Consider the following 26,808-nt stretch of genomic DNA (forward strand, 5'->3'; position numbering starts at 1 on the left):
CCGGTGTCCCTCCGGGCCGATGATCGTTCTACCGCACGGGGATTCCGGTCGGGAAGCCGTCGATACTGTGGGTGTTGCGCTCGCGGTGGTACCGCTCGATGCCCTCGTCGCCCTTGTTCTCGGCCCACGAGTCCATGAGCGTGCGTTGCCCGTCGTACTCGTAGAGCGGCACACCGAAGCCACACGAGGTCTGCACGAGGTCGACGGTCACGTCGAAGACGTTGCGGGCGCCGCGCATCGGCGGGAACAGCGCGATCAGCCCGTCCCAGTCCGCGTCACCGTCGTGGACGGCCCGCGCCGTGCCGTAGAGGCGCAGGATGAGTGGTTTGCCCTCGAAGGCGCAGAACATCACGGTGATCCGCGGGTTCCGCAGCAGGTGTGCCGCGGTCTCGTTACCGCTCCCCGTGCCGTTGAGCCAGGCCACGCGGTTCGGGCCGAGCACGCGCAGAGAATCGAGTCCCTTCGGGGACACGTTGACCCGCCCGTCGGGCGCCGCGGTGCCCACGAAGAACATCTGCTGCCCCTCGATGAACTGCTGGAGCCGATCGCTGATCTGGTCGTACTGCGTCGCCATGCACCCCAGTATCGCGCCGGCGGCCCCGTCACCCCAATCGATTTCTACGACCAGTCGCCGGGTGCGGCACCGACGACCAGGCGCGATCCGGTGCGGAGCAGGGCCGTGGCGCTGAGCCCGAACATCGCGAGGAAGGCGTCGCTGAAATGCGACGGCGAGGCGAAGCCCGCGTCCGCCGCGGCTCGCGTCAGGTCGGCCCCCGCAGCGATGGACTCGGCGGCGCGCAGCATCCGCGCCCACAGCCGGTACCGGCGGAAACTCGTTCCGGTCTCCCTCCCGAAGACGCGGAGGAAGTACGGCGTGGAGAGGTGCTCGGCCTGCGCCAGCGCGCTCGCGGAGCAGCCGGCCGGGTCCGCCCGCACCCGCTCGATGGAGCGCCGCACCCTGGGCTCCAGCGGCGCCCCCGCGCCGAACGCCGCCGCGACCAGCGCCGCACCCGACGGATCGCGCTCCTCGCACAACCGCAGCAACTCGGCCTCGGCGCGGTGGCCCGTCGCCAACTCCCCCGGCACGGTCATCCGAGCCGCCAGGTCCCGGGCGCGCACCGCGGTGGCGTCGTTGTAACAGAACAGGATCCGGGCGCCGGGCTCGGCGACCACGCGGTGCACTGTCCGCGGCGGCACCAGGATGCTGCGGCCCGACACCGTGCGGGAACCCACCTGCACGTCGAGCGGACCGTCGACCCCGACGACGAGGCAGTGGACGGACGTCGAGTGAGCCGCGAGCCCCAGCGACGGCCCCAGGTACAGCGCGGTCGCCGGCGAGACCCACAGCACGCCCGGGACTGCGCACGTTTCCGGAAGCGCGGTGGTGGTCACCTCACCGATGCTAGGAGCATCAGTCCCCGACCACCGGAGGTTCCACCCGTGATCACGCACCGCATCGCCGGCCCACTCCTCGCCGCTGTGGGCGTCGCGCACCTGCTGCCCGCCACCGTCGTCCTGTCCCGTGATCGCGTCGAGCGCGCCTAGGGCGTGACGGTGCCGGACCCCGGCACCGAGCTCCTGCTGCGGCACCGCGCGACCTTCTTCGGGATCCTGGGCACCGCCCTGCTCGCCGGCGCCGCGGACGAGCGGTTCCGGTGGCCGGCGATCGCCGCCGGGACCGCGTCCGTCGGGTCCTTCCTCGCCCTCGCGGCCGCCGCCGAGGCCCCCAGCGCGCAGCTGAGGCGGGTACAGCAGGTCGACGTGGCCCTGCTGGCCGCCCTGGGTGCCGCGGCAGTCTGCGAGGCGCTGGGCGCGCGCACCACCTGAGCGGCCGCCCGAGCTATCGTCGCGCTGTGTCCACCTACGACCGGCAGGCCGTCGACTACGACCCAACCCGCGGCGGTATGCCCCGCGCCTCCGCCGCGGGCACGGGCATCGTCGCATTGGAGCTCCGCCGTCTCGGACACCCGTCGTCGGCGTCGACGTCTCCGACGGCATGCTGCGGCACGCCGCGAACCGGCTTCCGGGATCGGTCGCTCGAGCCGACGCGGAAGAGCTCCCCCTGCGCGCCCGGAGCGTCGCGGCAGTGGTGGCGATCTGGCTCCTGCACCTGCTCGACGATGCGACGCCGGTGCTGAACGAGGTAGCCCGCGTACTGGCGCCGGGCGGGGTGTTCGTCACGACCGCGGACAAGCGCGCGGCGAGCAGATTGTCGTGGGGCGCCTCCGTCGACGACGGGACCGCGGCGGATCGACCTGCTCTCCTCGTGCGGGACTGCGCTGCAAACGGTCTGGACCTGGTGGCGGCGACCTCGTTCGTCGGCGTCGGACAGGCCACCGGCGACCGGCCCGACCCCATCTACCCGGTTCTCGCCTTCCGCCGGAGCTAGCGACCCCGGAAAGCACCGGCGCCCTGATCAGCCCCGACTCGATCACGCCGTAACTCGAAAGGAAATGAAATGCCCGATAATGAGATCGTGACAGGAGATGCGTCGAAGGAGCAGTCCGTCGATCAGTTCAAACGTCTCAGCTACGGCAATGTGCGGGTCGAGGAGCTGCGTACCCTCTCGCGGCAGGCCTCGGCGGAGGCGAGCACTGTCGCAGAGCCCTTCCGGGCGACCGTCGGCGCGTTCGGGAAGGCGCTCTCGGCTCAGGCGGACCTGGCGAACGAAGCGCTCAACCAGGCGACGAGGGCCACGTCCGGCATGTACGAGGCCACAAAGGAGCAGGAGGAGAACGCCTTGGACACCAAGGCCCAGCTCGACCAGCAGGACCTCGGACCCCAGGACCTCACGCCGCCGCCCGCGGCTTCGCCCTCCGGCCCCAGCCCTTCCGGCCCGGGTCTGATCACGGTCTGAGCCTCCAGGACCGACAGAGGCCCCCACGCCCCAATCTCGGGAGTGGGGGCCTCTCCGTTGCGTTCAGGGGCCCAGGATCCGCCGTAGCGCCCGCGTGTGCAGCTCCTGGAAGGTCATCTGACCGCGGAGGAACTCCCGGGTGTCGCGGTCAGCGGTGCCGGTCGAGGTACTCGGCCACCGCGGCGCGGACCACGTAGCTCCTGTCCTTGCCCAGCTTCTTGCCCTTGATCTCGATGTCTCGGTCCATCGTCTTCGACATCTTGATCGACCGATTGATCAAGGGCTCGCGCTTCGTTCCTGCCGCCGGTCGCCCACGCTTGACCTTGAGGTAGTCGTCGGCCACCTCGGCGGTCCCGTCGGGGACCGGGCGCAGCTCGCCGCGGGCGTCCTCTTCGATGATGGCGGCGTACTCGTCCTGCGTGGTCCTTCGGGTGCTCATTTACCCTCCTCGGGTGGTGTGGTCTCGGATGTGTACTGGGGCCTGACGATGGGCCGCTGGGGTGCGTCTTCGATCTCGTCGAAAGCCCCGCCGGTGGCGTGGTACGCCTCCGTCGAGACCGTGTACCGAAGGATCATCGAGTGGAAGACGTGGAGCAGCTCGCCGTACTCGTACTCCTCTGCGAGGGTCTCGATCCACGGCTCGTTGCCGATGCGCCCGATGGACCGGATCAGCACCTTGTCCGGGTTGGTCGGGCTCTCGACCCGGTATCTCGCGGACGGTGACGAGGTCACGGTTCGGATCTCGTCGGGTGTGATCGAGTGCTGGAGCGCGAAGGGGTTGATCTCGATCCTCACGCATTAATTGTAATACGATTCATGAGCCGAGTCGAGGCCCAGATGCGAGCCTCCATCTCTGCTCCAAGTAGCCTCTGCTGCCCTCACAAGGCGCCCTCCGAGATCGTCGTTGGAGCAAAAGAATCCCGAACCAAAGGTGGTCCGGGATCCAGGTGGAGCAGGTGTCAGGCCGTCACCACAGTTCGCGCCGCCCGGGCTCACCGGGGCGATCCGGGGCGTCCGACGGGTCCTCGTCGCGGAAGAGCATCACAGGTGGCCCATCGGCATCGGCGGTGAGACTCAATCCCGCGACCGCCTCTACGAATTCCGCCGCAGTTTCGTCGGTAGTCCCCGGGCTACGTGGCCGTGAGCGTTGCATCCAGGAGCCCTGGGAAACGGGACTCCACGTCCGTAATACGCACGGTGACGACGCGGCTCCGTCCGACAGCGGTGGTGCGGACCAGGCCGGCTTCGCGCAGCACCCGGTAGTGGTGCGAGAGCGTCGGCGCGCTCACCCCAAGATCCACTTCCTGCGCTATTACCATGCAGTCGATCGGCTCGTCGCGAGCCGCCCGCCGATACAGTGCCGTCATCAACGCGCGGCGCCCGGGCTCGGCCAGCGCACTCAGGATCACGGTCAGATCAAACGACTCAACCGTCGGCTCCGGCAGCACTCGCGACATCGCCAACTCCCCTCCAACTCTTTGACGTAGATCGAAGAATACCCTAGCCTCGACCATGTGATAATTCGACATGCATCGAATAATGGGGTTTCAGCTCCACTTTCTCGGTGGCAGCTCACCGTCCTCGCCGCGGGAACGTTCGTCGTGGGCGTGGTCGGCTTCATCGTCCCCGGCATGCTCACGGAGATCGCGGCCGACCTGCACGTTTCCCTTGGCCAAGCCGGGCAGCTCACGACCGCGTTCGCCCTCGCCTACGCGATCGGTTCCCCGATCATCGCCACCACCACCCGCCGCCTCGATCGTCGCACCGTCGCCGTAGCGGGCATGACCGTCTTCCTCGCCGGAATGCTGCTCCAAGCCATCGGCGGCACCTTTGCGCTCGTCGTGGCCGGGCGCATCGTCTCCGCGCTGGGTGCTGCCGCATTCCAAGCAACAGCGTTCGCGGTCGCCGGCATCCTCACCGCCCCCGAACGCCGCGCCCGCTCGCTCGCTCTCATCGCCGCGGGCTCCAGCATGGCCACCCTCCTCGGCGTCCCCCTCGGCCTGGTCCTCGGCGGATGGTGGGGATGGCGGAGCGTCATGGCCATCATTGCCGGAACAGCGATCCTCATCGCCATCCTGTTGGTGTTCGTCCTGCCCGTGATGACACTGCCCGCAGCCTCTCTACGGGAGACGCTCACCACCTTCACCGACCGCCGCATCCTGCTGCTTCTCTCGACCAGTGCCCTCGTGCTCATCCCCGTCTACGTCGTCATCTCCTACATCGGCGTCCTCACCGCCCTCTCCACCCGGAACGGGAACGCCGTCGTCGTCGCTTCCCTCGTCTTCGGCGCCGGATTCGTCGCGGGCAACCGCGTCGTCGGAACCCTCACCGACAAGGCCGGAGCACGTCCCGTTCTGACCACGGGGCTGACCGCGAGCGCCCTCGCCGCGCTCCTGCTCACCTTCGTACAACATCACTTCGTCCTGATGCTCATGGTGCTGCTGATCATCGGGTTCGCCGGCGCCCTTCTGTTCGTGCCCCAGCAACACCGCCTCGTCAGCGCCGCGGGCACCCACATCAGCGTCGTCATGAGCATCAACGGCTCCATGAGCTACATCGGCACCGCCCTCGGAGCCATCGCCGGCGGCGCCATCATCACCACCGCGGACGCCACCTGGCTCGCCCCATCCGCTGCTGTCTTCGCCGCCCTCGTACTCGCTTTCACCCAACTCACTGCACCCGAACGCCACCGAGCAAACGGGTAGGGGCAGAGCAGAAGCACCCTCCGAGATCGGATCTGAAACGAATGCCCCCGGACCTTGGTCCGGGGGTCCAGGTGGAGCAGGTCTACGCCGCTACCACTTCTCGTCCTCGTCGGGCTCTTCGATGCGCCGACGGGGAGCCCCATCGAGGAGGTCGTCCGTGTCGCCGTCGTCGTCCGGCCGAGGCATCAGGCGCCGCACAGGTGACCGTAGACATTGCGCTCCTTGAAGATGAGTTCCTCAAGCGCATCACGAAGAAGGACCGCCCTTCAAACGAGATCCTCATCGTGACAACTGGACTCCCCGATGAGCATGGCTTCATATGCCTAGCCGACCACTTCATCTTCGAGGTACTGCGCCGACGCCTAGAGACGGGCAAGCTCAGGGTCCCGCCGACTACACACCTCAACCAGGTGGTTCTCAATCATCACGGCGCGCCTTGGTGCATCGCGATCTCGCTGTCGAGCTCCCAGAAACCTCACCTGTTTCGGTGCTGATCCTCGCTCGCGGGAGTCGTTCAAGTGATTCCCGCGAGCGAGAATTCAGCGGTCACGCGGGCTGGGTTCTCCTGGGACGGTTGTCGACCAGCTGTGGCGTCTCCCTCCAGACTAGAGGGCTACCGAGTCGTCACTCGGTAGCCGGCGGTATTCGCGGTCGCCCAGGAGTGAGGCGGTGACCTGGTCTGTCAGGGTGCGGCCTCCGTCGTTGAGATCGCCGTCGTGGATGGGGATCACGAGTCGCGGCTTCGTGCTGTTCACATAGTCCAGTGCATCGGCCAGTCGCATCCAGGGGCCACTGATTGGAAGGAAGAGGGCATCAAGAGTCGTGCCGTTAGGAAGCTCTGGGTACTCATCGCCAGGATGGAGAATGCGCGAGTCAACGAGGTAGGCCACGTTCGCGCTGGTTGGAACGGTCGGGTAGATGGGTGCGTGCTCTCCAGCGAGTGCGGACACCTGTAGGGAACCGACTGCGAATTCGACCGACCTTGTCACGGTCGTGATCTGGTTGGCTGGGACACTCTCGCTCCGCAGCTGTTCAGACGCGTCGGCGGGCGCCCAGACATGGAGTCGGCTATCGGATCTCAGGGCCTCGGCGACCCGACTCGCGTCGAAGTGGTCGGCGTGGTTATGGGTCACAAGGAATGCGTCGACGTCCTGGAACGCCGAACTTGGGGCCATCGTTCCTGGGTCGACAACAATCGAGAGGTCAGTGGCTGTTAGGCGGATTGTTGAGTGTCCCAAGCTTGCAACGTGCATTTCGGGCATTGCGATCTCTCTTCTGTGGGTTGCTGGCGGGTCGTTGTGGGGCCGGTAGGTCTTCGGCGTTCAGCTGAGAGAACGAAGCCCGTCGACCAACGGGGTAGTTGGGCGCCCGATCAAGCGGGCGAGAGTGCCGTCGGTATGCGCGAGAGCACCATCTCGGATTCCCGCATCAAGCTCAGTGAGGAAGGTGGCGGTGCGGTCGTCGAGCCCCGAGGCACGGAGTTCAGCGGCATGCTCGTCGGTAGACAACGCGCGATACTCCACTTTGCGACCGACAACGTCGCTGATCGCCGCAGCAAGCTCGGCGTAGTTCCATGCCACGTCCCCGCCGAGTTCGTAGACAGCCCCGATGTGGCCATCGCTAAGGAGCGCAGTGGCTGCTGCGTCGGCGTAGTCCCGTCGGCTGGCCGAGGCAACACGCCCGTCTCCCGCACTCGCTACGAGCACTCCCGTCTTAGCTGCCTGATCGACCGCGGCTGCGTAGTTCTCCGTGTACCAGTTGTTTCGCAAGATCACAGCAGGCAATCCCGACGCTGCAACCGCTTCCTCGGTGGCTTTGTGCTCAGGCGCGAGAACGAGGTTTGAGGTTGTCGCACGGGGTGCGCTGGTGTAAACGAACTTCGACACTCCGGCGGCCTTGGCGGCGTCAACTACCGCTCGGTGCTGCTCGGTGCGCTTGCCCACCTCGGAACTCGATACCAGCAAGACTGTGTCGGCTCCACGGAGCGCTGCCGCGATGCTCGCAGAGTCGGAATAGTCGAGATGAACGCTGCGGACCCCGCGTTCAACGAGGTCCGCGATCTTCGTCGTGTCGCGCGCTCCGGCGACGATCTGTAGCGGGTCAACGCCTCGTGTCAGAAGATTCTCGACCACGAGTCGTCCGAGGTGGCCAGTTGCGCCTGTTATGAGGATGGTCATGAGGTTCCCTTTCCCAGTCGGTCTTTGGGAACCAACTGCGCATCTCCAGAGAACATTCCAGATTGCAGGTACCCACTTTGATGTAAGGTACCAACATGGAAGAAAGTGTCCAGTTCAGCGGATTTGATCTCATGGAGCCGTTCGCCAAGGATTGCAACACCCGTGTGGTGCTGGATCACGTCATGAGCAAATGGGGCGTGCTGGTGCTGATGCGACTCTCAGCGGGAACACTCAGGTGGGGCGAGCTTCGGCGCGCCGTCGACGGGATCAGCGAGAAGATGCTCGCCTCGACACTCCGGACCCTTGCGGACGATGGGCTCGTGAGCCGCGAATCATTTCCGACCGTGCCTCCGCACGTCGAGTACAGTCTCACGCCGCTCGGCATGGATCTGATGCGACGGATGCTGCCATTGGTCGAGTGGATCGGCGCCCACGCAGACAGCATCGTCGATGGCTCCGCTTGAGCCTGGCCGAAGTGCCCGATCGCAAAAACGACCGTTTTTGACAGAGGCCGTCGAGGACCTGGACTCCAGGTGGCGGACTGTCATATACCGGTGTCAAAAGTCTTGAGCGCGAATGCGTGTCACAACACCGAGTCAGAGGTTTGCGACACCGTTGAACCATGAACGAACAGACTGGCCGACGGATTGGCTACGCCCGCGTATGCACCGACAAGCAGGACGAGAGCTTGCAGCTTCGTGCACTCGATGCCGCCGGGGTTGACTCGGTCTACGTGGACCACGGTGTCAGCGGTGCCACGGTCTCCCGGCCCCGACTCAACGCCATGCTGACAGATCTCAGGCAGGGCGACACAGTGGTGGTCTACAGCCTGTCTCGGCTGTCCCGTGGGACTACTCACCTTCTTGAGTTGGCCGAAGGGTTCAGCCGTAGCGGCGTGGACCTCGTGTCACTCAACGAGGCCATCGACACCGGTACACCGATGGGACGGTTCACCTACACGGTGTTCGCGGCTCTGGCGACCATGGCGCGTGAACAGCTCGCTGAGCGCACCCGGGACGGCCTGGAGGCCGCACGTGCGCGTGGGCAGCGCCTTGGACGCCCTCCGCGCCTCTCCGCCGAACAGATTCGCCACGGTCGCCTCCTGCACGCCGGTGGGGAGCCCTACAAGGTCATCGCTGAGTCCCTCGGATGCAGCGAGTCCACCGCGCGCCGCGCCCTCGCCCGGGAGTGAAGACCTCCTGCTCCGTCCCGGCGATTGACCAGGAGCCGCCTCGCTGGCGCTTGATCCACTTCTCAGCGTCCGAACGGGTCTCAAACGGACCAACGGCCTGTCGTCCGAAAGTGGGCGCGAGGTCCGCGACCGACGCGGCACCTTCGCCGACCGCGTAGAACTCGCGAGCACCGTCCGCGTCCTTCAGGCGAGTGACGGTCGGCATTAGGTACCGATTCCACATCTCGCGCCAGATCAGGAGCCCGACTGCAAAGCACACCCATCCGATTGCGGAGTCGAACGACCGGACCCCTTCCTTCGCCGTCACCGCTGCGATCGTGGCACCTAGGACGAAGGTCGTGCTGAACATCACGAGTAGGCGACTAACACGAAGAGGCTTCTGCAGCCCCCAGTCGACGGCCGTTGCCACGGTGATCACGCCCAACGCTGGGACCGAGACCCACCAACGGGGAATCTGGAGTTCGTCCGCAGCCAGTGCGCCGACCACGATGCAAACCAGAGCCAGAGACGAAGCTGCGCGCGCGCACTCCTGCACCACCCAGCTGGTAGTCGCCGGGGCCGGGGGGCTCATGGCTGAGGCGTCGAACCTCGAGCGCTATGGATAGCAGAAGCGCCGCGACAAAGATGGCGCCGATGAGCTGTGCAACCACGTCGAGGACCCCTCCCCTACCCCAACAGCCCACGTGCGCCCCTGCGCCTTCAAACTGCATCACGGCGGTCCCACTAAGGTCCCAAGCGATTCCAGATACAGAAAAACCCGCAGTGACCTGCGGGCTTCTTTGCTCCCCCAACTGGACTCGAACCAGTAACCCTTCGATTAACAGTCGAATGCTCTGCCAATTGAGCTATGGGGGATTGAACTTTGACCGAGAAGAGACTCTAGCGCATACGCGCTCGGGGAGACCAATCGGCAGGTCAGAGGGCCTGCCGGAGGTCTCCCCGAGGGCGTCGGCGATCAGTTACCGGTGGAGCAGGTACCCGCCTCGACCTGAGCCGGGGTGCAGGTGGGAGCGGTCGCCGGCTTGGTGGCCGTCGGCGCCTGGGTCTGCGTCCGGGTCGCGGCCTGCGGGGTCGCGGCCGGGGTGGTGGTCGTCGGCTGAGCCTGCGTCGGCTGCTGCGTCTGCGTCTGCGTCGGCTCCTGGGTCTGCGTCTGCGTCTGCGTGGGCTGCTGCGTCTGCGTCTGCGTCGGGGTCGCCGGGCGCTCGGCCGGCTTGGTGGTGGTCGTGGTGGCCGCACCGGCACCGCCGGTCACGGTCGCACCCGCACCGCCGGACACCGTCGCACCCGCACCGCCGGGCACCGTGGCGCCCGCACCGGCACCCGCACCGCCGGTGACGGTGCCGTTACCCGCACCGGCGCCGCCGGTCACGGTCGCACCCGCACCCGCACCGCCGGAGACGGTCGCGCCGGCGTTGCCGTCGACCGCGACGCGATTGCCGTTGTCGGAGCTGGGCTTCGCGACGGTCGCCTCGACCGAGGTGCCCACGGCCGCGTTCAGCGAGGCGGTGGTACCGGCCTGGATCGTCGCGCCCTTGAGCGCGGCGGCGGTCGGAACGGTCACGTTCGCGTCGAGGTTCACGTTGCCGGTCACCTTCGCACCGGGCACCGCGGTCACGGGAACCACCGTCGCCGAGGTCGGCAGCGGGGCGAGAACCGTGCCCGGGAAGACGGGCGCCGTCGTGGTGGTGGTCGTGGTGGTCGTCGACGTGGTGGTCGTGGTGGTGTAGATCGGCGCCACGACGCGAGCCTGGTCACGCACGTCGATCACGCGACCGGGGGTGACCGCCCACACGGGGTAGTACGGCTGATCCCACGCCGGGTTGACGCGGCGGTACGGGTTGTTGCCCAGGTTCAGGCTGATCGACACCGAGATGATCGGCTGCGGGCGCGGCTGGGTCCAGTTCTGGGGGTAGACCCAGAAGACCGGCACGTCGACCTTGAAGTCGGCCGAGAACCACGGCTTCGGGTAATCCGGGCGCTGCCACGGACGCGGCTGGCTCGGGTGCCACGGCTTCACGCCGAGCTGGCGGCCGTAGAGGGTGTAGCAGGTCTGGGTCTGCACCTCGGTGCTGACGGTGCCACCCGGGCCGGACGCGGTCTGCTTCCAGGAGCCCGTCTCACAGATCTGCTGGTAGACGGCGATCTCCGCCGGGGTGTAGTTCCACGGCTTGTAGTTCGCCGGCCGCACCATGGGCGCGGGGGGCGCCGGCTGGGGCGCGACGCGCAGGCCGGGGATCGACGGGGCCGGCGGGTAGTACACGGTGGTGTTGTTCGCGGTCGACGTGATCGTGCCCTGCGGCAGGCCGGAGTTCGCCACGGCCTGCGCGGCGACGGTGTTACCCACCATCGTCACTTCCTTGGGCGGCACGGCGACGCCGTCGGTCTGGAAGGCGCCCGGGTTCGCGGTGAACTGGTCGCCCGTCACGGGCGAGAAGGCGACGGGGCTGTCGCCCTCGGTCGACTTGCCACATCCGGCGAGGAGGCCGGCGGCGGCCACGACGGCGAACGACGCGGCTCCGATCTTCTTCGTATTCATCTGGTTCCCATCCTTGGAAATGGAGACGGGGCACGAAGGCCGCCGCTGGACTCTAGGACTCAAGTCACACGCTCTATAGGGACCTTGCCACGGTTCGTTACAGCCCGGCTCTGGTATTTCGGGAAGTTCAGGGAAATCCCGGAGGTTCAGTACAGCGGGCGCACAGAGAAGACCTGTAGCTTCTGGGGCGCGCCCTTGGCCTTGAATCGGCGCGGTCGTACCTGGTAGTGGGCCTTATCGGCGATGGTGAAGACGGTCTCCGAGGCCAGTACCTCGCCCCCGTTCGCCGCCTCCGCGACGCGTGCCGCGATGTTCACGTCGACGCCGATGAGATCGCCCTTGACCCGCCGCGGGGTGCCGGTGTGCAGGCCCGCGCGCAGTGTCGGTCGGTAGCCCTCGGCCACCTCGATGGCCCCGACGGCCTCGATCGCCTCGTACGCCGCCTCGATCGCGGTCTCGCCGTCGAAGGCGACCAGGGCACCGTCGCCCATGGTCTTGACCACGACGCCGCCGTGCCGCCCGACGATCTCCGCGGTCGTCCGGTTGACGGCGTGCAACAGCCGCACGATCTCGTCGTCGGTGCGATCCAGGGCCCAGGTCGAGAACGCCACGAGGTCGGTGAACAGGATCGTGATGGGCTTCGGCGGCAGGTAGTCGCGGTCGCGGCGGCTGATCATCGCCTGCCACGTCGCGGTCGCCAGGTTGCCGAGCTCGCGCGTCACCGTCGGCTCGTCGCCGACGATGCGATCGACCAGACTCGCCAGCCGTTCCGTCGACTGCGCATCGGGCTGGAACAGGTCCTTCTTGGGCCCGCCGGGCAGGTTCTCCCGCGCGGCCCGCACGAGGCCCGTCATCGCCGCGCTGCGATTCGCGCGGTGCGCGGCCTCCGCACCCCTGGCCAGCAGCTTCCGCCCCTTACCCGCGTCGGCCGCGGCACCGTCGTCGTCGGGCAGCTGGCGTGCGTCGTCGGCCATGCGACCGAGACTAGCCGTGCGGTCCCGGTGCTACGACGGTGCCCAGCGCTCGCCGTGCGCTCCGTGTCGCGCGGCGCAGACGTAGACGTCGAGCTCGGCGGCGGAGTTGAGCACCGCCTTGATCACGCGCCACACCCCCAGGCCTGCTCGCCGGCCCGCGGGCGGACGGATTCCCAGACTGAACTCACCGCTGCGCACGTCGTAGTGATCGAGCACTCCGACCCCCTCGTTCGATTCGAGTGACCTGAGCCACAGGTTAGGCGTCGTTCTCACGCGGCGGGAGGAATTGGCGCACGACGCGCCGATCGGCGGGCCCGGTCAGCGTTGCTGGTTGCAGCCCGGGTCGTCGGCGCGGTCGAGGTAGACGTCGGGCGACGAGATCGTGGGCGTGAGGAACCGGATGTGCTGGATCAGCGCGTCCGGCAGCCCCTGGGGTGCCTGGGCGTACGTCGTGCCGTCGAGGGTGCTGCGCGCGTACAACGCGAAGACGTCCCCGTGATCGGCGTTGAAACCGCCGTACACCTGTAGGGCGCGGGCGACCATGAGCTGGAAGGGCGTCAGCCCGAACCGGGTGAGATCGAGGCTCGGGTCGAGCTGGAGGCGCGTCCCCTGCGGCACGCCGCCCAGCACGGAGCCGTCGGACCGCGTGCCCGGGTAGACGAAAGTGGGAGAGCCGCCCGGCAATGCGTACCGCAGTGCGTGGTCGATGACGCCGGCCTGCACGTCCTGCGGCGTGATCATCCCCGCGAGATAGGACAGATCGCCGCCCGCGTGACTCGGCCCCGCGGTGTGACCGCCGGATCCCGTGTACACCCGGTAGGTCGCCGACGCGTTGGCCGTCCGGCTCCACTGATTGAAGGTCTGGAACTCGTAGAGGCAGCCGGTGGCGTCGTCGATCACCGCGAGGTGCGCATCCCCGTCCGTGGTGGGCCGATACGACGACAGATACGGAATCGTGAGTCGGCGATTGGAATTGCTCACGTGAATGTCGGTGGTCGGCGTTCCGGGCGGAGCGTTGTAGACCGTGGTCGTCCAGTCCCGGCTGTTCACCGAGATGCCGTTGCTACTCGCGTTCACCGCGGCGACCCACCCGGGGCTCCGCGGATCGACGGAGGCGTTGGGCGGCACGGGCTGGTTCCAGAAGGAATCGGCCGCGAAGTAGTTGCCGTTGTTCGACGGCGCGCTCGGCGTCGCCCGGGAGAACGAGGCGCCGAAGTGCGCGATCCCCGAGGTGTTGAGGTAGGTCGCGCGCACTCGGTGCTGTCCCGCGGACACCGTGCGCGGGACGTTGGTCGTACCCCATTGCGGAGTCGCCCTGTCGATGACGAGTGCGTCGTCGAGCCAGACGCGTGCGCCGACGTTGCCGAGCGTCGCCGACACGATGTAGGTGGTGGTCTGCGGGAAGGTGAGGACGCCGTTGTAGTCGACGGAGAAGTTGTCGGCGTTGACGCCGGCGAGGGGCTGGCCGGTGAAGGAGCCACCGGGGGCGTTCTCGCACTGCACCGCGACCGGGGTCCCGGTCGCCGAGGTGTTGTTGAAGTACCGCGCCTGGAACTGGTTGACCGGGCAGCCGGTCGGCGGGACGGTCGTCGTCGGCACCGTCGTCGTCGGGACCGTCGTGGTGGGCGCCGTCGTCGTCGGGACCGTCGTGGTGGGCACCGTCGTCGTCGGGACGGTCGTCGTCGGCACCGTCGTCGTGGGCACCGTGGTCGTCGGTGTCGGGGTGGGCGTGGGAGTCGGGGTCACCGCACCGTCGCGAACCGCGACGCTCGCGATGTACAGGTTCCGATCGCAGAACCACCACCGGTAGTCGTTGGTGAACTCCAGGGTCACGGGACTCGAGCCCGTCTGGGCACCGAGCCCGACGGAGTAGGTGTTCCACCCGGACGCGAGAGTGAGCGTGGCAAGGGTGACGCCCGCGCGTTTGACCGCCATCACGGGCGCACCGCGACAGATCTCCCCGCGCGCGCGGACCTCCAACTTCCCGCCGGCGTTCGCCGTGACGACGGGGATCGAGACGCCGCCGCTGCTCCAGATCTTCATGACGGTGCCGGCACGCCAGTCGGAGACCTGGCCGCCGGCGCCGGACGGGGTCACGGTCATGCCCGAGGGGCCGACGGTGGTGTCCGCGCTCGCCGTCGCGGCCAGGCACGTCGCGGTCAGGGCCGCGACGAGCGCGGCGATCGTGATGCGGAAGGACCAGTTTCTCCTGGCCATGGCGGACTCCTCGGGGTGCTCGCTGTCTTGAAGCATCGTCGGAAGTCACTGAGTCACTTCAGTCACATCCGCCCATCGAAGAGCATTGAACCACAATTGCAACAGTCGTAACACCGATGGCGTATGACTCGCTGCGCCCGCAATCCCCGCGCGCTCGGGCCGATGCAGACGACGAAGCCGCGCAGTGCTACTGTATCCGCGCTGGTCAGGGCCTGTAATCGACGAGACGCTTCGTATGATCAGGACGACCGGCTCGGGGGCAGTAGCTCAGTCGGTTAGAGCCGCGGACTCATAATCCGCTGGTCGTGGGTTCGAGCCCCACCTGCCCCACCAGGAAAGGCCAGTTCGTAGCGATAACCCCCACCAAGACCGGCCCTCTCTGGAGGCTCAGCGCCTCAGATTGCCTCAACTGGTCGGAAACTCTGTCCAGCCGCCTTCAGCGCCTCATCCTGCGAATGCGCGTAGGTGGCCATTGTGAACGCCGCCGAGCTGTGCCCAAGCCACGCAGCGATCACCGCGATTGGCACGCCCCGCATGTGCATCAGCGTCGCGCAGGAATGCCGCGCGTCATGGAGCCGCACCCGGTCGATCTTTAGGTCGCGCTGCAGGCGATCCCAGGCATCGGTCAGCCACGACGGACTACGCGGCTCCCCCGCCTCGTCACACGCGACGTAGTCCCCCGGCCCGTAGTCAGAGCCCAGGAGCAACTTCTCGGCACGTTGGTGCTTCCTGGCGGACTTGAGCGCCGCCACGGCGTCGTCGGGCAGCGGCAGCACACGCCGGGACGTCTTGGACTTCGGCGTCTCAACGATCACGCCGACCCCCTTGCCGCCCTCGACGCGGGTCTCGGCGATCGTCACGGTGCCGGACTTGAAGTCCACGTTCTCCCACCGCAGGCCCGCGATCTCGCCGCGTCGCAGCCCGTACAGCGCCAGGGTCCACAAGTCCCTCCTCGTTCTCGGGGTCGCACCGGTCGCCATCAGCCAGGCCGTACCGAACCGATGCGGCTCGAACTACTACGAGAACGCCGCCGGCAACTGCGTCCAGCGCCCGTCAGGCCCCGCGAGCAGCGCAGGATCCCGCGTCCGCTGCGCGGACGGCACGTACTCGTTCAGCCAGACCGCGACCGGCACCTGCTCCCGGCACGGCGGAACCGGCGGCCGGGGCTCGACGGCGAAGCCCCGAACAAGTTCGGCCAAGCCGACGAAGCCCCGCACCAGCACGTCGAAGCCATCAAAGACGCGGACGTCGACCTCGAAGACGAAGCCTCGCAGCTCATCGTCGGGTAAGTCCACGAGCAGCCGCTCGTCCGGCCGCCGCTAACCTGGTCGTCCCTGCGTACCTGCACGCTGTCCGTGCCGGTGAGGGGTCTACCGCAGCGGAGGCCTCTCACGGCGGGGTCGCCAGGTGCGACGATGACGATCTCATCTCACGCGGTCAGAATCGACAGGTCGTACCCGAGCTTGCGCGCCTTGGCCTGCGCGTCCGAGATCGGCTGGATCTGCGTCTCGTCAACATCGCTCGCGATCACCAGGCCGACCAGCTTGTGGTCGGGGCCGCCCCACGCACCCGATCCGCTGTCACCGGGGATCGACTGCGCACCGGTGATGTTAGTCAGCGTGCTCGTCGCAGTATCGACGATCCCGCAGCGAGTGCGCCGATCCCCCGAGCCGCTGATACAGACCTCGTCGTCCACACGCGCGTCTCCGACGGAGGTCCACCAGTGCTTGAGCGTCGGCCGCGTGTCCTCGTACAGCGCGATGATCGTGATGCCGTACTTCCCGCGCGCGCATTTCCCGCCCGCGGCCTGGCACTCCTGAAACCCGGCGACAACCTTCCCGATCACCACGCCGCTAGCGGTGACCTCGACGTTCGTGTGGTCCGCGCAGTGCCCCGCGGTGACGATGTAGTAGCCGTCGGAGTCGCTCGCGAAGTAGCCGACCGAGCACTCACCGTCGCCGGCGATCATGATCGTGTCGCCGGGCGCGAGGCTCCACTCCGCCTGCGCAGCGCCGGGGACGGCGGTGACGACCGCGGCAGTCGATACAGCGGCGGTCAACAGGCGGCGTCCCCAGCGATTCATAGCGCGTATCCCTTCGGCGTGATCGGGAGCGCCCGACCGCGCCCTCGCCCCCAATCTCGCGCCGCGTGCTAGTAGACCTCTTGGCGCGGGGTAAACGCGCCGGCCGCTCACGCCGCGACGACGCCGCCCCGCGGCCCGGGCGGCCCTCCGGGCGGCGCAGTGCATCGCCGCGTTCTCCCCCGCCGGGCTGTCCACGATTCGCACGCGCGTGACGCCGCAGACCCTGCGCGCCATCATCGGCGACGACCTGCTCCTGCGAGACATGCTTGATGACGCTCTGCGAGGGCGGCAGGGCGAACGGACCGACCTCGTGGATAACATCAACAAGGTCGATCGGCCCGACGGGACCTCGAAGGACCGTGCCCTGCGCAAGCTCCCCACGGGCGCGCCGGAGCTGCACGAGAGGGTGCTCGCCGGCGAGCTGACGCCGCACGCCGCGATGGTGCAGGCGGGGTTCAGGCACCGCACCGACACCGATACCGACGAGCTGCCCAAGGACCGCACACTGCGGGTCCGCGTGAACGACGGACCGGTGTTCAGCGCCCGGCCGGAACTCGGAAACCGCGACTTCTACTGGGTCGGCGAGTACGTCGACGAGCTCAACCGCGCCCGCTGAGGCGTCTACCCGGCGTGTAGACAGGTGCCAAGTGGCACCTGAACGCCCGTCACCTTCGCGGTGACGGGCGCTCTCCGATCGATCTACCGCACATAGAGGGTCGCGGTCTCAGGCTCGGGCGCCGGCACGTTCGGCACCACCTCTTCTCGCCGGTCCGGATCGAAGACGACACCGTCCGCCCTAGTTGCCTGCAGCCTCATGCCCAATCGCCTGCGATTTCGACCGAGGGAAACCCCTGGAGCGGACACGGGAACGTTGATGCATCTTCCGCAATGGATCCGAGCGACGCAGAACTCGGTCAACTTACGGCAACGCAAACAGAGTACTTGCGGGCTTGATGAGGAATCTGTGGATACTTGCATTCCGGGGCCCGGCCACCCTCGACATCATAGTAGATCTCGATCGGCCGGAAAGTGCGCGCGTTCTTAGCGCTCTTTCTATCGCACGGGACGTTCGCAACCACGCCCGTCGTGTAGTCGACTGAGATGCAGCGGTCCGTCTGCCAGTTGTAGTCCAGACACAGCGCATAAGCCGGCCTCGTCCTAGATTGGAAGTAGCGCTGATCTGCGTCCTGCGGACATCCGGAAGGGCGCGAAACGACTCCGATCACCTTGAATGCAGCGTCTGGGTGGCCGCATTCCAAATTGACCACGGTCGTGTCGTCGTCGGCGCCCTCCATCCGAAGACAATCGCCGGTCGATGGCGAGTCTCCGATCTTCTGCGGGCTGTTCGGCATCTGCCCAGGAATAGCGGCAGATACATGAACAACCCCGCCGCTCGATTCATGAACAGGGTCGGGGTGTATCGACTGACCAAACATGACCGCGACGACTGTGAGTGCAATCGCCACCACGACAAGCATATTGACAAGTACACGAACATAATTCGGAGTCGGTGATTCAACGTCCGACTCTGTCACGAATCCACGCCGGCGAAAGCGATTGATGACGTACGTGAAGAGTGAAGTCACCAGCACGGACACGAAGAACACGGGGAGGGCGTATCGCACATCCATTATTCGGTGTCACCACCTTCAGCAGTCTCGACCTTTGAGGCGGCTACCCGAGAGCCCTCACTCCGCTCGACCGCGAATGCGATCGGAAGTGCGAGCAGCCCAAGCGGAACGCTCACGATAAAGAACGCGTATATTGCAACGATGTTCGCACCCAGGACTATCGGAATAAGCGATCCGACACAGAGAGCCGTCTCGAAAAATACTATCTGCCTGCGATCGCGGAACGCGGTTCTCCTTGTCGTTCGCGCGACCCATATTAGCGCCAAATGAAGCGCCGCTTGGTACGCAACAACAAGGCTTCCAACAATGATCCATGCGTTTGCGAACGCAGAGTCCAGCTGCCTCCATTCCATCTGAATGTACAGAGTCGCCGTAGCCAGAGCGAGGGATATCCAAAGTTTGATTTCAATAGCGCGCATGAGGTTCCGCCCGCCTATAGATTGCATCGCGCGAGCGACGTCTTGTAGGTGCCGGCCGCGACCATCTGTGGCTCGAAATTCCAACTCTGCTTTCCGGGCTTCAATTTCTCGACGCCAATGAAGTGACACAGATACTGCTGGAATACCGTCTTAGTGTTCACGATATCTTCAGGAACTCCCATCGCGAGCGCTTGACACTTAAATTCTCTCCAGGCTAGATATGGCACCGTCTCAGCTGGCCTGCTTGCCCAATTTCGAAGTTCAAGCGGATCATCGACCGCCAGCAGAGAAGGCCACGGAGTCGCTCGAGCAACATTTCTAAGGTCTTGAGTGGGGACAAGCTGGAGCATGTTGCGACCCTTTTCGTCGGTCTTTGAGTCGGGAATGACCCAGTTGACACGCTCAACCGCCTTATGTTCGCATCCATCTCCGCTCGATGGTCCGGAGATCGACACCCGGGGCATATCATGACACGAACAGTTATCGGGAATGTTTCGATCACCATCGGTCGGGTCCTGAACCCAACGTTGGCCACCGCCCCAAGTAAGGACGGAGCGCCCGCTGCCGCCGCGCAGTGTGGCGATGTCCAAACCGTAGTCGGCGGCCGAGTCCGATGCGTACGCCTCCCTAAACAGATCGAGACATTTGCTATCTTCCGATCGCTGACTTGGCTTTGATCCCGGGGCTGTCGTCGACGGCAAGGTGATCGCGGTTGTTGTGCTCGATGTTGGAGGCGCGGTTGACCTGCGCGTTGGAATGGTGGTCTGCGCGCCCGTTGTCGGCGATGCCTGCGCCGGAGTTGGTGACTCAGTCGGCGCCTGAGTCTGCGTCGGTCCGCAGTTGACGATGCAGCCGCTCGGGTTGTCCGGCGTCGGCATCGCCTGCACGGTGCCCTGGAAGCCGGGGTTCCCGTTAGTCGGCGGAGTCGGGCCGCCGGTGTCCGTGTTCGGCGGGATCGTCGTCTGCGGCGCCTGCGGAGCCGTGGTCGGCACCTGGTTCCCCTGTGTCGGCCCCGGGTCCTGCGTCGGCTGTGGGCCGCAGGTCTGTGAGCCGTCTGGACACGGCAGCGCCGTCGCAGCGGGAAGCAGGTCACTTCCGGCCAGCGTCCCCGACGCACCCACGAGTACGGCGACAACCAAGGCCAGGATCGCCCGGCACCATCGTTCCAACAACGTGAGTTTCCTGCCGTACAGCGTTCTCATACCCCACACCTCTGCGACTGCGGAGCCGCCCAGCGGCACCCGAAGTTTGTCAACGTCGATCGAAAACTAACACGGGCTCCTGATTCGCGCTAGCGAACCTGGAGATGAATAGCCCTTCTGCCTGCTGTGATCCCGCTCGGGCAGCAGGCCTCAAGAGTCGGAAGTACACAGTCGCACAGCCCGGTCTCGTTACTTGTGCGTACCGTCTGATCAGCGTCTTCACAGGATCTACTTGACGGATCCAACAAACTTCCTACAGACTCTCGCTGTCACATCTGCATCATTAGTCACATTAGTCACAGATGTCAGCCGACGATCGGCGTCCAGCAATGAGGAGCCTCCACATGACCCGACGACCCACCCGACCCCCGCTTCGGCGCGGAAACCTCGAGCAGAAATCCCGCGAGAGGGTCGCCCGGCGCAGTCTCCGCCGTGCGGGTGTCGGGATCGTGGCATCGGGCGTCGTGCTTGCTGGCGGCGCTGTCGCTGCGGCTCCCTTGCCCGCACCGGACGTGCCGCTGCAGTTCGGGCAGACGAAGACCGGCCTGTTCGCCGACACCACCCGCGCGGTCACCACCCCGGACGGCTGGATCATCCGCGCGTACATCTACGGGATGGACCTGCGGTCGGTGATCCCCCTGGGGCGCGGGCTCAACTCATACGAGAGCTTCGTGAGCGTGTCCGGCAAGGCCACCATCGACCCTGTCGATCCGAAGAAGCCGCCTAAGACCAAGGTGAAGGCTGCCACGATCACCGTCGGCATGACGCTCGCCTGCCCCGTGAACCCTCAGAGCCTGCAGATCTCGGGGACGGCGAGCAACGCGGTCAACGGCTCCGTCACGCCCGGCGTCTCCGGCACCCTCTCCGGGACCGGCCAGGGCTCAGGCGGTTCGAACGGCGGCAACGGCGGCGGCTCGGTCACCGCGTCGGTCACCCCCAGTATCTCCGCCACCCTCGGTGACACCGTCACCACCAGCGGCACGATTAGCGGCACCCTCGCTCCCGGCACCGCCAAGGACTTCCCGATCGCCAAGAAGAGCCTCGAGGGCACCGCAGGGTATGTCACCACCCGCGAGACCCGCGCCGCCGTCGACGGCTGCATGGGCGGCGTCCAGGTCCGCATGTACGCCACCGCCAGCATCTCCACCCAGCTCGGCGACTCCGCCACTACCACCTACGGCAAGCCGATCTTCATCGAGCGCGACAACCCGGGCCCGGCCCGCAAGCCCCCGACCGTGAAGGTCAAGGAAGACCCGAACCCGGCGCCGATCCCAGGGCAGGCCGCGGCCAAGCCTGAGACAAAGCCAGTCGCGCCCGCGAAGCCAGCGGCGTCAGCACCTAAGCCCGTACCTGCGGCGAAACCCGTCTCGACGGCATCAGCGGCTCCGGTGCCCGCTGGTCGCTGAGCCTGTGACCGAGAGGCCCGCCACCACACCGTGGTGGCGGGCCTCTCGCTTGCTGCTCAGCGCGTCTCCAACCCCTGATCCGGGCGTTCCGCCAAGGTAGGAGCCGTGACCGGATCGAAGGAGACCGTCGCCGCGACGGACGCCGCGATCCGCCGGCTCGCCTACCGCGGCCGCGGCATCCTCACCGCCCGCGCCGCCGCGGCCGCAGGCATCCACCCTGAAGCGCTCTTCCGCGCCGGCAAGCGCGGCACCGTCCACGCGACCGACTACCGCGGCGTGTACTCCGTCTTACCGCCGGAGCTCTTGTCGGCCCGGGACCGCCTCCAGGCGGCGTGGGTCTCGATCGACCTCACCTCGCCGCCGTGGGAGCGGGTGCACCAGGCGGCGAACATCGTCAGCCACCACACAGCGCTGGATCTGCATGCCGGCCGCCAACCTGCTGAGCCCTTCGAGTTCGTCCTCGGCTCGACCAGCCGCCTGATCAACCGGCCCGGGATCATCGCCCACCGCCAGCCCATCGAGCCCGACGAGCTCACCGAAGTCGACGGTCTCCCGGTGCAGACCGTCGGAACCGCGATCGTCGACCTCATGAGCACCTACCGTCCGCACCCTGAGCAGGCAGTGTCGCGTCTCCTCGCATCCACCGTCGCGGCCGGCGCCGACTGGCAGGACGTCCCCGCGCGCCTGGGCTACGTGCTCGGCAACCCCTGGTCCAAGCACGACACCCGGCAGGTCCTCGTCGACCTGTTCGCTCGCACCGGCGCCAACCCCGCCCTAGTCCGCGGTCCTCGGCGTCGACTGGCACCGAATCGGGTTCTGGCGCATCCAGATCAGCAAGGACGACAACCGCACCGCGGTCACCGACCTCTTCGTCGACGCCCTCACCCATGCAGGCGCGGCCCTGGCCAACTCGGACCGGATCACCGCGGCCCTCGAGGCCGAGGCGTACCTGCAGCGGTTCCCGGCCGCGACCCGCGCCCGCATCGCGCTCTTCGACGACACCCGCCAGGAACGGATCCGGCTCCGCGCGCCCGACTCCCCCACGACGGCTCGAGCGGCCGCGGCTGCACCCGCCGCGACGCCGCTCGCCGGCACCGCGATCGACGAGGCCCCGCGACATCGTCGCCGAGGTCGCCCGCACCCACGACGGGCTCGTGACCACCGCGGAGGTCGGCCGGCACGGGGTGAACCCGCAACAGCTGCGCACCTTCGTCGCCGAGGGACTGATCCGCCGCACCGCCAACCGCGGCGTCTACACCACCCGCGTCCACGCACTGACCGGCCTGCACCGGCTCCGCGCGGCCTGGTACGCCGCCGACACCCGCACCCCGATGGACGAGCGCGCCGGCACCCTGCGCGAGGTGATCACCGGCCCCACCGCGCTCGACCTGCACGCCGGCCGCACACCCGTGGCGCCGTACCACCAGGCGCTCGGATCGAAGACCCGCCACATCAACCGCGTCGACGTGATCGCGCACCGCACCCGACCGCTCACCGCCGAGGACGTGACCGTGATCCACGGGATGTCGGTGACCACCGCGGCCGCCACCGCCAAGCTCGGATACGGACTGTGATCGCCCCCGACGTTGCTCGAGAACGCCTCACTCGACCATGCGTCGCAGCTAATCTCAGTCCGTGACCGACGACGAGCCGATCCAGGGCGGGCAGCGCCTACCCGACTGGGTTGAACGCGAACTCGCCCGCCGCCGCGACTACTGGCGCGTGCTTCGCGACGGCGGCGCGATCTCGGCGGCGGAAGAGGCAGAAGCGATCCGCCGCGAGACAAAGGATCTACCCGAGTAGCCCAACGCCCCGCGCGCAGGAAGCAGTGAAGCCCGCCACCACCGCGGTGACGAGCTTCGCTCGCGGAACGCAATTCAGGCGAGAGCCTCTCGCCCAGCGCGCTGACGCTGCCGCTCTTCCAGACCGGCGACACGACGGTCCGTAAAGGCGCCCGCCAACCCGCGGATGCCACGGAATCGCAGGACGGCTCGAGTCGGATGATGAAGGTGTAAGGCGATGGCGCCGATGCACTTAGGTGAGGTTCCGCCGCTGCGCTGCGCGGCGTGCGGCGCAGCGTTCGGGCCGCGCCGGGTGCTGGTTGGCAGAGTCGGGCACCCCGGTGCTGATGTCATCCGTCCGCTACACCAGCCGTGAGGTTCCGGCGTACAAGCGGCCTCCGTAGGCGGTGATGCTGGCCCAGTCTGCCTGATCCGAGGTGTAGGTGAGACTCCAGTTCTCATCGTTGCCGCCGACCGCTAGATCAGAGTTGGAGTCGCCGCCGTTGGTGCCGTGTACCTTGTACGCGATGTGCTCACCGTCGGTCCCGAGCAACATGGTGTCCTTATTGCTGAGACCGCCCTCAAAGGTGCCCCATGCACCGCTGTACACGTCGAACCAACTGTACTTATACGCCGGGGGATTCGCTGTTTTCGACGTGTCCCGAACGGATCGTTGGACGGCAGTGGTTCCGAGCCCGACGATGCTGAAGGTGCTGTCGATTCCCGGGCGGCTCCACAGCTGGTCGCCACGGACGGTAAACGCCCCGACACGGTGCGTCCCGTCCTGGACGAGCACTGGCAACGACGGCGCGCGGTAGATGACTGGCGCGTCGACGTCCTCGCGGCCGATCAAGGGCATCGACCATCCTGCGGGCGCAGCCCCGGTCCTGGTTCCGTCAGTGGAGTAGAGCTCTTCGCCACCGTCGCTGTCGACCGCGAACCCTCCCGAGAATCCGCCGAGATCCGGATCCGCGCGGCGGTAGTTGTCGCGGCGCAGTACTTCCTTGCCATCGGAGACCCGGCGCACTGAGAGCACTGTCGTGTCACCGAACGGGCTCTTCGTTGTGATTGTCGCGGCAACGACACCCGCCCCGGGGAGCATCTGGGCAGAGGGCATCTCTTGACGCCACACCTGCGAACCATCGGAGTCGTAGACCTGAACCTCGATGTTTCGTCCGAGAGACCCTTTGCGTCCACTGACCACAAATCGGCCGCCGTCTGCGTACGGCACTCCGGGACTGTCAAGCCCGGTGTCGATGACTTTGATCCGGCCAGCTGCAAGGTCGACGACCGCGATCTTGGCGTACGTGCTCGTCCGGATACGGCACACCACCACCGAGCCCTGCGGGTCCGCGTCGCAGACATCGGGCGCCTTTCCGACCGCAATCCGGTTGATGAGGGTGCCGGTCTCTGTGGAAACGAGGTCAATGAAATCCTTGTCCATCCCCACGGACGAAGCGAAGAGCGTCACAGCCGCGGTACCGCCGATAGCTTTCCAGGCCCGTCCGGATGCCGGTGTGTATGTCCACTTCGGACCGGACGGCTTCCGCGCCACGGACCCCAGCACAGGCGTCGCAAGCACACGTGGTAGACCAGCCGCTTCGGGAGAAACGCTGCTGTCGTCCAATCCCTGGGAACTGACCGACCGCCACACGACGACACCCGCGACCAGAGCGATCACCGCTACGACTGCGACGGCGGCCACGGCGAAGCCGCGGTGGGACTTGATCGCGTTCGCCCGAGCCGAGCTGTTCGCCGCACGCAACTGCGTAGGGGCGTCGTGTTCCGCTACGGGGGCGCCGGGAATGAACGTGCGATCCGGATCCGCGGAGGGCGGCACTGCCGGGACGACGAAAGTGCGGCCGGGCACGGAAGCGGCGCACGCGTGCGCGAACGCGGCAGCGAACTCGCCGGACGAGGCGTACCGCGCGTCGGGCGACTTCGCGGTCGCCCGGGCGAGCACCTCGTCGAGCTGCGGCGCCAGATCCGGGCGGCGCACCCTGACCGACGGTAGAGGCAGCCCGAGGTGCCCGGCGATCACGATCGCGGCGTTCGAGTCCGCATACGGCGCCTCTCCTGTGAGCAGCTGGAACGCCGTGCACGCCAGCGAGTACTGGTCCGAGCGGCCGTCGAGTGGCCGGCCCTGCAACTGCTCTGGCGAGGCGTAGTTCACCGTTCCGACGGTCACACCTGTACCGGTCAGTTCGGATGCCTCCCCTCCCATCCGTGCGATGCCGAAGTCGGTGAGCAGGACGTCACCGTCGGTCGACAGCAGGATGTTGGCGGGCTTCACGTCGCGGTGTACTAGGCCGCGTCCGGCGGCACGGTCGAGGGCGTCCGCGATCGTCGAGACCACCGACGCGACCTCTGAGGCTGGGAACGGCCCCGTCTCCCGCAGGCGCTGTGCAAGATCGACACCGTCGACCAGCTCCATCGCGATCCACAGCCGCCCCTCCGACTCACCACGGTCGTGCACCTTCACGATCGCCGGGTGTGAGAGCGACGCAGCGAGATCAGCCTCCCGCTCGAAACGAGCACGGAACTGCGGATCCGAACCCAGCTGCGGCGCGAGCACCTTCAGCGCGTCGCTGCGCGGTAGCCGAGGATGCCGGCCCACGTATACCTCACCCATGCCCCCAGCACCGAGCGCACGCTCGATCACGTATCCGGCAAACGTCGTCCCAGGTTCGAGCACAGCAACCTCCCCATTTCTGTAGTGAAAGCTAGCGCAACTCGTTCGCGGACGGTCGGGGAGACTGAGATCCCGCCCGGGGAGCTAGAGCCGGGAGGTCGGCATTCTGGATGAGCTGCTGCGCCGCCCTCAGACCGGAGTCGGTCGCCTACGACGTGTGCACGACCACTTAGGCCTGCGCGACCTTATCGATCGACTTGGTGAGGAGCTCGTCGAAGAGCTTCTTGTCCGGAGTGCCGGTCATCACTTTCACACTCACCGTTACCGCATAGCCGCCGACCTGTGCGTATCCCTGGTACGACTGCTGCGTGACCCGCTGGCCAGCAGCGTTCGAAGTCGAATCCTCGCGCACCACTAGCAGGTCGGTCGCCCTGCCCTTCGGCGTGTCGATTACGGTCCTGGTGATCTGCGACGACACGGATACGCCCTGGGAGGTCAGGTCCGCCGTCATCGTCTTGCACGGGCCGGTGAAGGCGCTCCGCAGTTTGGCGATGTCCGGGTGGGCAACGAGCACGGACTCCGACACCAGACCGGACTTCGAGCTGCCCGCGATCATCCCGAACTTCGAAACGTCCAGCCGCGCCGTGGCATCAACGATCGCGGTCTTTGAGCCGCACTCCGCAGGAACAGCCTTGAGCGTATCGGCGGAGGTGGTGATCTGGTCGAGTGCCGACTGCAACTGCGCATCCGTCACCGGAAGCACGTCGATGCCGGCCGGAAGCTCCGCCGCGGTCAGCACCACATCCTTCGCGGACTTGCTGCTGACGGCCGGGGTCGGCGCATCCTTGGTGCCGCCACCGTCGGCGGTCGAGGAATCTGAGCTACCGCACCCCGCCACCAGAACGACAGCAATCGCCGCCACAGTGGTGGCTGCACTGACGATATGGAACGACCTCTTCATCTGGTTCTCCTCTTGTTCTCAAGGTCTTGAGTCGG

General features: G+C 66.9%; 30 protein-coding genes and 2 tRNA genes. 14 read left to right on the plus strand and 18 right to left on the minus strand.

The window, feature by feature from the left end:
* Nucleotides 1-28: 28 nt before the first annotated feature.
* Nucleotides 29-574 carry a pyridoxamine 5'-phosphate oxidase family protein gene (locus ACLQ3K_RS02240; protein WP_425996647.1) on the minus strand — a complete coding sequence of 182 codons (546 nt, stop codon included), beginning with the start codon at nt 572-574 and terminating at the stop codon, nt 29-31.
* Between the two features lie 44 nt (nt 575-618).
* On the minus strand, nt 619-1,392 hold the full coding sequence (locus ACLQ3K_RS02245; RefSeq protein WP_425996649.1) for a helix-turn-helix domain-containing protein: 774 nt from the start codon (nt 1,390-1,392) through the stop codon (nt 619-621).
* A 156-nt stretch (nt 1,393-1,548) separates the two neighbouring features.
* Between ACLQ3K_RS02245 and ACLQ3K_RS02250 the strand changes: the two genes are divergently transcribed.
* The 3 genes from ACLQ3K_RS02250 (at nt 1,549) to ACLQ3K_RS02260 (ending at nt 2,857) form a co-directional block, all read left to right on the plus strand.
* The gene (locus ACLQ3K_RS02250) at nt 1,549-1,827 is read left to right on the plus strand and encodes a hypothetical protein (RefSeq protein ID WP_425996651.1); all 279 of its coding nucleotides are present in this window, start codon (nt 1,549-1,551) and stop codon (nt 1,825-1,827) included.
* A complete protein-coding gene (locus tag ACLQ3K_RS02255) occupies nt 1,784-2,389 on the plus strand; it encodes a class I SAM-dependent methyltransferase (protein WP_425996653.1) in 606 nt (201 codons plus the stop codon). Before ACLQ3K_RS02250 ends, ACLQ3K_RS02255 begins: the two co-directional genes overlap by 44 nt.
* Nucleotides 2,390-2,458: 69 nt before the next feature.
* The gene (locus tag ACLQ3K_RS02260) at nt 2,459-2,857 is read left to right on the plus strand and encodes a hypothetical protein (RefSeq protein WP_425996655.1); all 399 of its coding nucleotides are present in this window, start codon (nt 2,459-2,461) and stop codon (nt 2,855-2,857) included.
* A 148-nt stretch (nt 2,858-3,005) separates the two neighbouring features.
* Here ACLQ3K_RS02260 and ACLQ3K_RS02265 read toward each other — a convergent pair whose 3' ends face one another.
* From ACLQ3K_RS02265 to ACLQ3K_RS02275, 3 genes are all read right to left on the minus strand, one after another.
* A complete protein-coding gene (locus ACLQ3K_RS02265; RefSeq protein ID WP_425996657.1) occupies nt 3,006-3,296 on the minus strand; it encodes a hypothetical protein in 291 nt (96 codons plus the stop codon).
* The gene (locus tag ACLQ3K_RS02270) at nt 3,293-3,652 is read right to left on the minus strand and encodes a hypothetical protein (protein WP_425996659.1); all 360 of its coding nucleotides are present in this window, start codon (nt 3,650-3,652) and stop codon (nt 3,293-3,295) included. The genes ACLQ3K_RS02265 and ACLQ3K_RS02270 overlap by 4 nt, the downstream gene beginning before the upstream one ends.
* Nucleotides 3,653-3,987: 335 nt before the next feature.
* Complete coding sequence (locus tag ACLQ3K_RS02275; RefSeq protein WP_425996661.1) at nt 3,988-4,386, minus strand: ArsR/SmtB family transcription factor; 399 nt, start codon at nt 4,384-4,386, stop codon at nt 3,988-3,990.
* Between ACLQ3K_RS02275 and ACLQ3K_RS02280 the strand changes: the two genes are divergently transcribed.
* Nucleotides 4,372-5,562: an MFS transporter gene (locus ACLQ3K_RS02280; RefSeq protein WP_425996663.1), complete on the plus strand. Its 1,191-nt coding sequence runs from the start codon at nt 4,372-4,374 to the stop codon at nt 5,560-5,562. The two genes, ACLQ3K_RS02275 and ACLQ3K_RS02280, sit on opposite strands and share 15 nt — an antisense overlap.
* Nucleotides 5,563-5,762: 200 nt before the next feature.
* Nucleotides 5,763-6,056, plus strand: coding sequence for a hypothetical protein (locus ACLQ3K_RS02285; RefSeq protein WP_425996665.1), 294 nt, complete (start codon nt 5,763-5,765; stop codon nt 6,054-6,056).
* Between the two features lie 111 nt (nt 6,057-6,167).
* On the opposite strand, the gene ACLQ3K_RS02290 is transcribed toward ACLQ3K_RS02285, so the two are convergent.
* Together ACLQ3K_RS02290 and ACLQ3K_RS02295 are read right to left on the minus strand one after the other, a co-directional pair.
* On the minus strand, nt 6,168-6,824 hold the full coding sequence (locus tag ACLQ3K_RS02290; protein WP_425996667.1) for an MBL fold metallo-hydrolase: 657 nt from the start codon (nt 6,822-6,824) through the stop codon (nt 6,168-6,170).
* A 60-nt stretch (nt 6,825-6,884) separates the two neighbouring features.
* Nucleotides 6,885-7,739, minus strand: a complete 855-nt coding sequence (locus ACLQ3K_RS02295) for an SDR family oxidoreductase (protein WP_425996669.1) — start codon at nt 7,737-7,739, stop codon at nt 6,885-6,887.
* Nucleotides 7,740-7,834: 95 nt separating this feature from the next.
* Here ACLQ3K_RS02295 and ACLQ3K_RS02300 point away from each other — a divergent pair, with 95 nt between their 5' ends.
* Entirely contained in the window at nt 7,835-8,203 is a 369-nt protein-coding gene (locus tag ACLQ3K_RS02300; protein WP_425996671.1) for a winged helix-turn-helix transcriptional regulator, read from the plus strand.
* A gap of 158 nt (nt 8,204-8,361) precedes the next feature.
* Entirely contained in the window at nt 8,362-8,931 is a 570-nt protein-coding gene (locus ACLQ3K_RS02305; protein WP_425996673.1) for a recombinase family protein, read from the plus strand.
* A gap of 782 nt (nt 8,932-9,713) precedes the next feature.
* Here the strand turns inward: ACLQ3K_RS02305 and ACLQ3K_RS02310 are convergent.
* The 5 genes from ACLQ3K_RS02310 to ACLQ3K_RS02330 form a co-directional block, all read right to left on the minus strand.
* Nucleotides 9,714-9,786 (minus strand) — tRNA-Asn (locus tag ACLQ3K_RS02310).
* Nucleotides 9,787-9,886: 100 nt separating this feature from the next.
* Complete coding sequence (locus ACLQ3K_RS02315) at nt 9,887-11,467, minus strand: hypothetical protein (protein WP_425996675.1); 1,581 nt, start codon at nt 11,465-11,467, stop codon at nt 9,887-9,889.
* Between the two features lie 146 nt (nt 11,468-11,613).
* Nucleotides 11,614-12,441, minus strand: a complete 828-nt coding sequence (locus tag ACLQ3K_RS02320) for an adenylate/guanylate cyclase domain-containing protein (protein WP_425996677.1) — start codon at nt 12,439-12,441, stop codon at nt 11,614-11,616.
* A gap of 30 nt (nt 12,442-12,471) precedes the next feature.
* Entirely contained in the window at nt 12,472-12,657 is a 186-nt protein-coding gene (locus ACLQ3K_RS02325; protein ID WP_224647665.1) for a hypothetical protein, read from the minus strand.
* Nucleotides 12,658-12,759: 102 nt separating this feature from the next.
* Nucleotides 12,760-14,658, minus strand: coding sequence for a carbohydrate-binding domain-containing protein (locus tag ACLQ3K_RS02330; RefSeq protein WP_425996679.1), 1,899 nt, complete (start codon nt 14,656-14,658; stop codon nt 12,760-12,762).
* 256 nt (nt 14,659-14,914) lie between these two features.
* Here ACLQ3K_RS02330 and ACLQ3K_RS02335 point away from each other — a divergent pair.
* Nucleotides 14,915-14,991 (plus strand) — tRNA-Ile (locus ACLQ3K_RS02335).
* Between the two features lie 62 nt (nt 14,992-15,053).
* Here the strand turns inward: ACLQ3K_RS02335 and ACLQ3K_RS02340 are convergent.
* Complete coding sequence (locus ACLQ3K_RS02340) at nt 15,054-15,602, minus strand: site-specific integrase (protein WP_425996681.1); 549 nt, start codon at nt 15,600-15,602, stop codon at nt 15,054-15,056.
* Between ACLQ3K_RS02340 and ACLQ3K_RS02345 the strand changes: the two genes are divergently transcribed.
* The gene (locus ACLQ3K_RS02345; RefSeq protein WP_425996683.1) at nt 15,520-15,981 is read left to right on the plus strand and encodes a DUF3761 domain-containing protein; all 462 of its coding nucleotides are present in this window, start codon (nt 15,520-15,522) and stop codon (nt 15,979-15,981) included. The two genes, ACLQ3K_RS02340 and ACLQ3K_RS02345, sit on opposite strands and share 83 nt — an antisense overlap.
* A gap of 106 nt (nt 15,982-16,087) precedes the next feature.
* Here ACLQ3K_RS02345 and ACLQ3K_RS02350 read toward each other — a convergent pair whose 3' ends face one another.
* Nucleotides 16,088-16,741 (minus strand): hypothetical protein, encoded by a 654-nt coding sequence (locus tag ACLQ3K_RS02350; protein WP_425996685.1) that lies wholly within the window; start codon nt 16,739-16,741, stop codon nt 16,088-16,090.
* A gap of 208 nt (nt 16,742-16,949) precedes the next feature.
* Here ACLQ3K_RS02350 and ACLQ3K_RS02355 point away from each other — a divergent pair, with 208 nt between their 5' ends.
* Entirely contained in the window at nt 16,950-17,357 is a 408-nt protein-coding gene (locus tag ACLQ3K_RS02355) for a hypothetical protein (RefSeq protein WP_425996687.1), read from the plus strand.
* A gap of 298 nt (nt 17,358-17,655) precedes the next feature.
* Here ACLQ3K_RS02355 and ACLQ3K_RS02360 read toward each other — a convergent pair whose 3' ends face one another.
* On the minus strand, nt 17,656-18,348 hold the full coding sequence (locus ACLQ3K_RS02360) for an LppU/SCO3897 family protein (RefSeq protein ID WP_425996689.1): 693 nt from the start codon (nt 18,346-18,348) through the stop codon (nt 17,656-17,658).
* Nucleotides 18,349-18,805: 457 nt separating this feature from the next.
* Nucleotides 18,806-19,993, minus strand: a complete 1,188-nt coding sequence (locus tag ACLQ3K_RS02365; RefSeq protein ID WP_425996691.1) for a DUF2599 domain-containing protein — start codon at nt 19,991-19,993, stop codon at nt 18,806-18,808.
* 497 nt (nt 19,994-20,490) lie between these two features.
* Between ACLQ3K_RS02365 and ACLQ3K_RS02370 the strand changes: the two genes are divergently transcribed.
* From ACLQ3K_RS02370 to ACLQ3K_RS02385, 4 genes are all read left to right on the plus strand, one after another.
* Entirely contained in the window at nt 20,491-21,399 is a 909-nt protein-coding gene (locus ACLQ3K_RS02370; protein WP_425996693.1) for an MspA family porin, read from the plus strand.
* A 105-nt stretch (nt 21,400-21,504) separates the two neighbouring features.
* Nucleotides 21,505-22,557, plus strand: coding sequence for a hypothetical protein (locus ACLQ3K_RS02375; protein ID WP_425996695.1), 1,053 nt, complete (start codon nt 21,505-21,507; stop codon nt 22,555-22,557).
* Entirely contained in the window at nt 22,554-22,973 is a 420-nt protein-coding gene (locus ACLQ3K_RS02380; protein WP_425996697.1) for a type IV toxin-antitoxin system AbiEi family antitoxin domain-containing protein, read from the plus strand. The genes ACLQ3K_RS02375 and ACLQ3K_RS02380 overlap by 4 nt, the downstream gene beginning before the upstream one ends.
* Before the next feature lie 61 nt (nt 22,974-23,034).
* On the plus strand, nt 23,035-23,202 hold the full coding sequence (locus ACLQ3K_RS02385) for a hypothetical protein (protein ID WP_425996699.1): 168 nt from the start codon (nt 23,035-23,037) through the stop codon (nt 23,200-23,202).
* Between the two features lie 339 nt (nt 23,203-23,541).
* On the opposite strand, the gene ACLQ3K_RS02390 is transcribed toward ACLQ3K_RS02385, so the two are convergent.
* Together ACLQ3K_RS02390 and ACLQ3K_RS02395 are read right to left on the minus strand one after the other, a co-directional pair.
* Nucleotides 23,542-25,875, minus strand: coding sequence for a serine/threonine-protein kinase (locus tag ACLQ3K_RS02390; RefSeq protein ID WP_425996701.1), 2,334 nt, complete (start codon nt 25,873-25,875; stop codon nt 23,542-23,544).
* Nucleotides 25,876-26,041: 166 nt separating this feature from the next.
* Entirely contained in the window at nt 26,042-26,773 is a 732-nt protein-coding gene (locus tag ACLQ3K_RS02395; protein ID WP_425996703.1) for a hypothetical protein, read from the minus strand.
* Nucleotides 26,774-26,808 lie beyond the last annotated feature (35 nt).

It is taken from the genome of Tsukamurella sp. DT100 (assembly GCF_049844855.1).
Taxonomy (GTDB): domain Bacteria; phylum Actinomycetota; class Actinomycetes; order Mycobacteriales; family Mycobacteriaceae; genus Tsukamurella.

Excerpts from the sequence above, each read along its gene's own strand:
- ACLQ3K_RS02240 (WP_425996647.1), bottom strand. The coding sequence starts at position 574 with ATGGCGACGCAGTACGACCAGATCAGCGATCGGCTCCAGCAGTTCATC.
- ACLQ3K_RS02260 (WP_425996655.1), top strand. The coding sequence starts at position 2,459 with ATGCCCGATAATGAGATCGTGACAGGAGATGCGTCGAAGGAGCAGTCC.
- ACLQ3K_RS02265 (WP_425996657.1), bottom strand. The coding sequence starts at position 3,296 with ATGAGCACCCGAAGGACCACGCAGGACGAGTACGCCGCCATCATCGAA.
- ACLQ3K_RS02275 (WP_425996661.1), bottom strand. The coding sequence starts at position 4,386 with ATGTCGAATTATCACATGGTCGAGGCTAGGGTATTCTTCGATCTACGT.
- ACLQ3K_RS02290 (WP_425996667.1), bottom strand. The coding sequence starts at position 6,824 with ATGCCCGAAATGCACGTTGCAAGCTTGGGACACTCAACAATCCGCCTA.
- ACLQ3K_RS02295 (WP_425996669.1), bottom strand. The coding sequence starts at position 7,739 with ATGACCATCCTCATAACAGGCGCAACTGGCCACCTCGGACGACTCGTG.
- ACLQ3K_RS02300 (WP_425996671.1), top strand. The coding sequence starts at position 7,835 with ATGGAAGAAAGTGTCCAGTTCAGCGGATTTGATCTCATGGAGCCGTTC.
- ACLQ3K_RS02305 (WP_425996673.1), top strand. The coding sequence starts at position 8,362 with ATGAACGAACAGACTGGCCGACGGATTGGCTACGCCCGCGTATGCACC.
- ACLQ3K_RS02315 (WP_425996675.1), bottom strand. The coding sequence starts at position 11,467 with ATGAATACGAAGAAGATCGGAGCCGCGTCGTTCGCCGTCGTGGCCGCC.
- ACLQ3K_RS02320 (WP_425996677.1), bottom strand. The coding sequence starts at position 12,441 with ATGGCCGACGACGCACGCCAGCTGCCCGACGACGACGGTGCCGCGGCC.
- ACLQ3K_RS02330 (WP_425996679.1), bottom strand. The coding sequence starts at position 14,658 with ATGGCCAGGAGAAACTGGTCCTTCCGCATCACGATCGCCGCGCTCGTC.
- ACLQ3K_RS02350 (WP_425996685.1), bottom strand. The coding sequence starts at position 16,741 with ATGAATCGCTGGGGACGCCGCCTGTTGACCGCCGCTGTATCGACTGCC.
- ACLQ3K_RS02365 (WP_425996691.1), bottom strand. The coding sequence starts at position 19,993 with ATGAGAACGCTGTACGGCAGGAAACTCACGTTGTTGGAACGATGGTGC.
- ACLQ3K_RS02395 (WP_425996703.1), bottom strand. The coding sequence starts at position 26,773 with ATGAAGAGGTCGTTCCATATCGTCAGTGCAGCCACCACTGTGGCGGCG.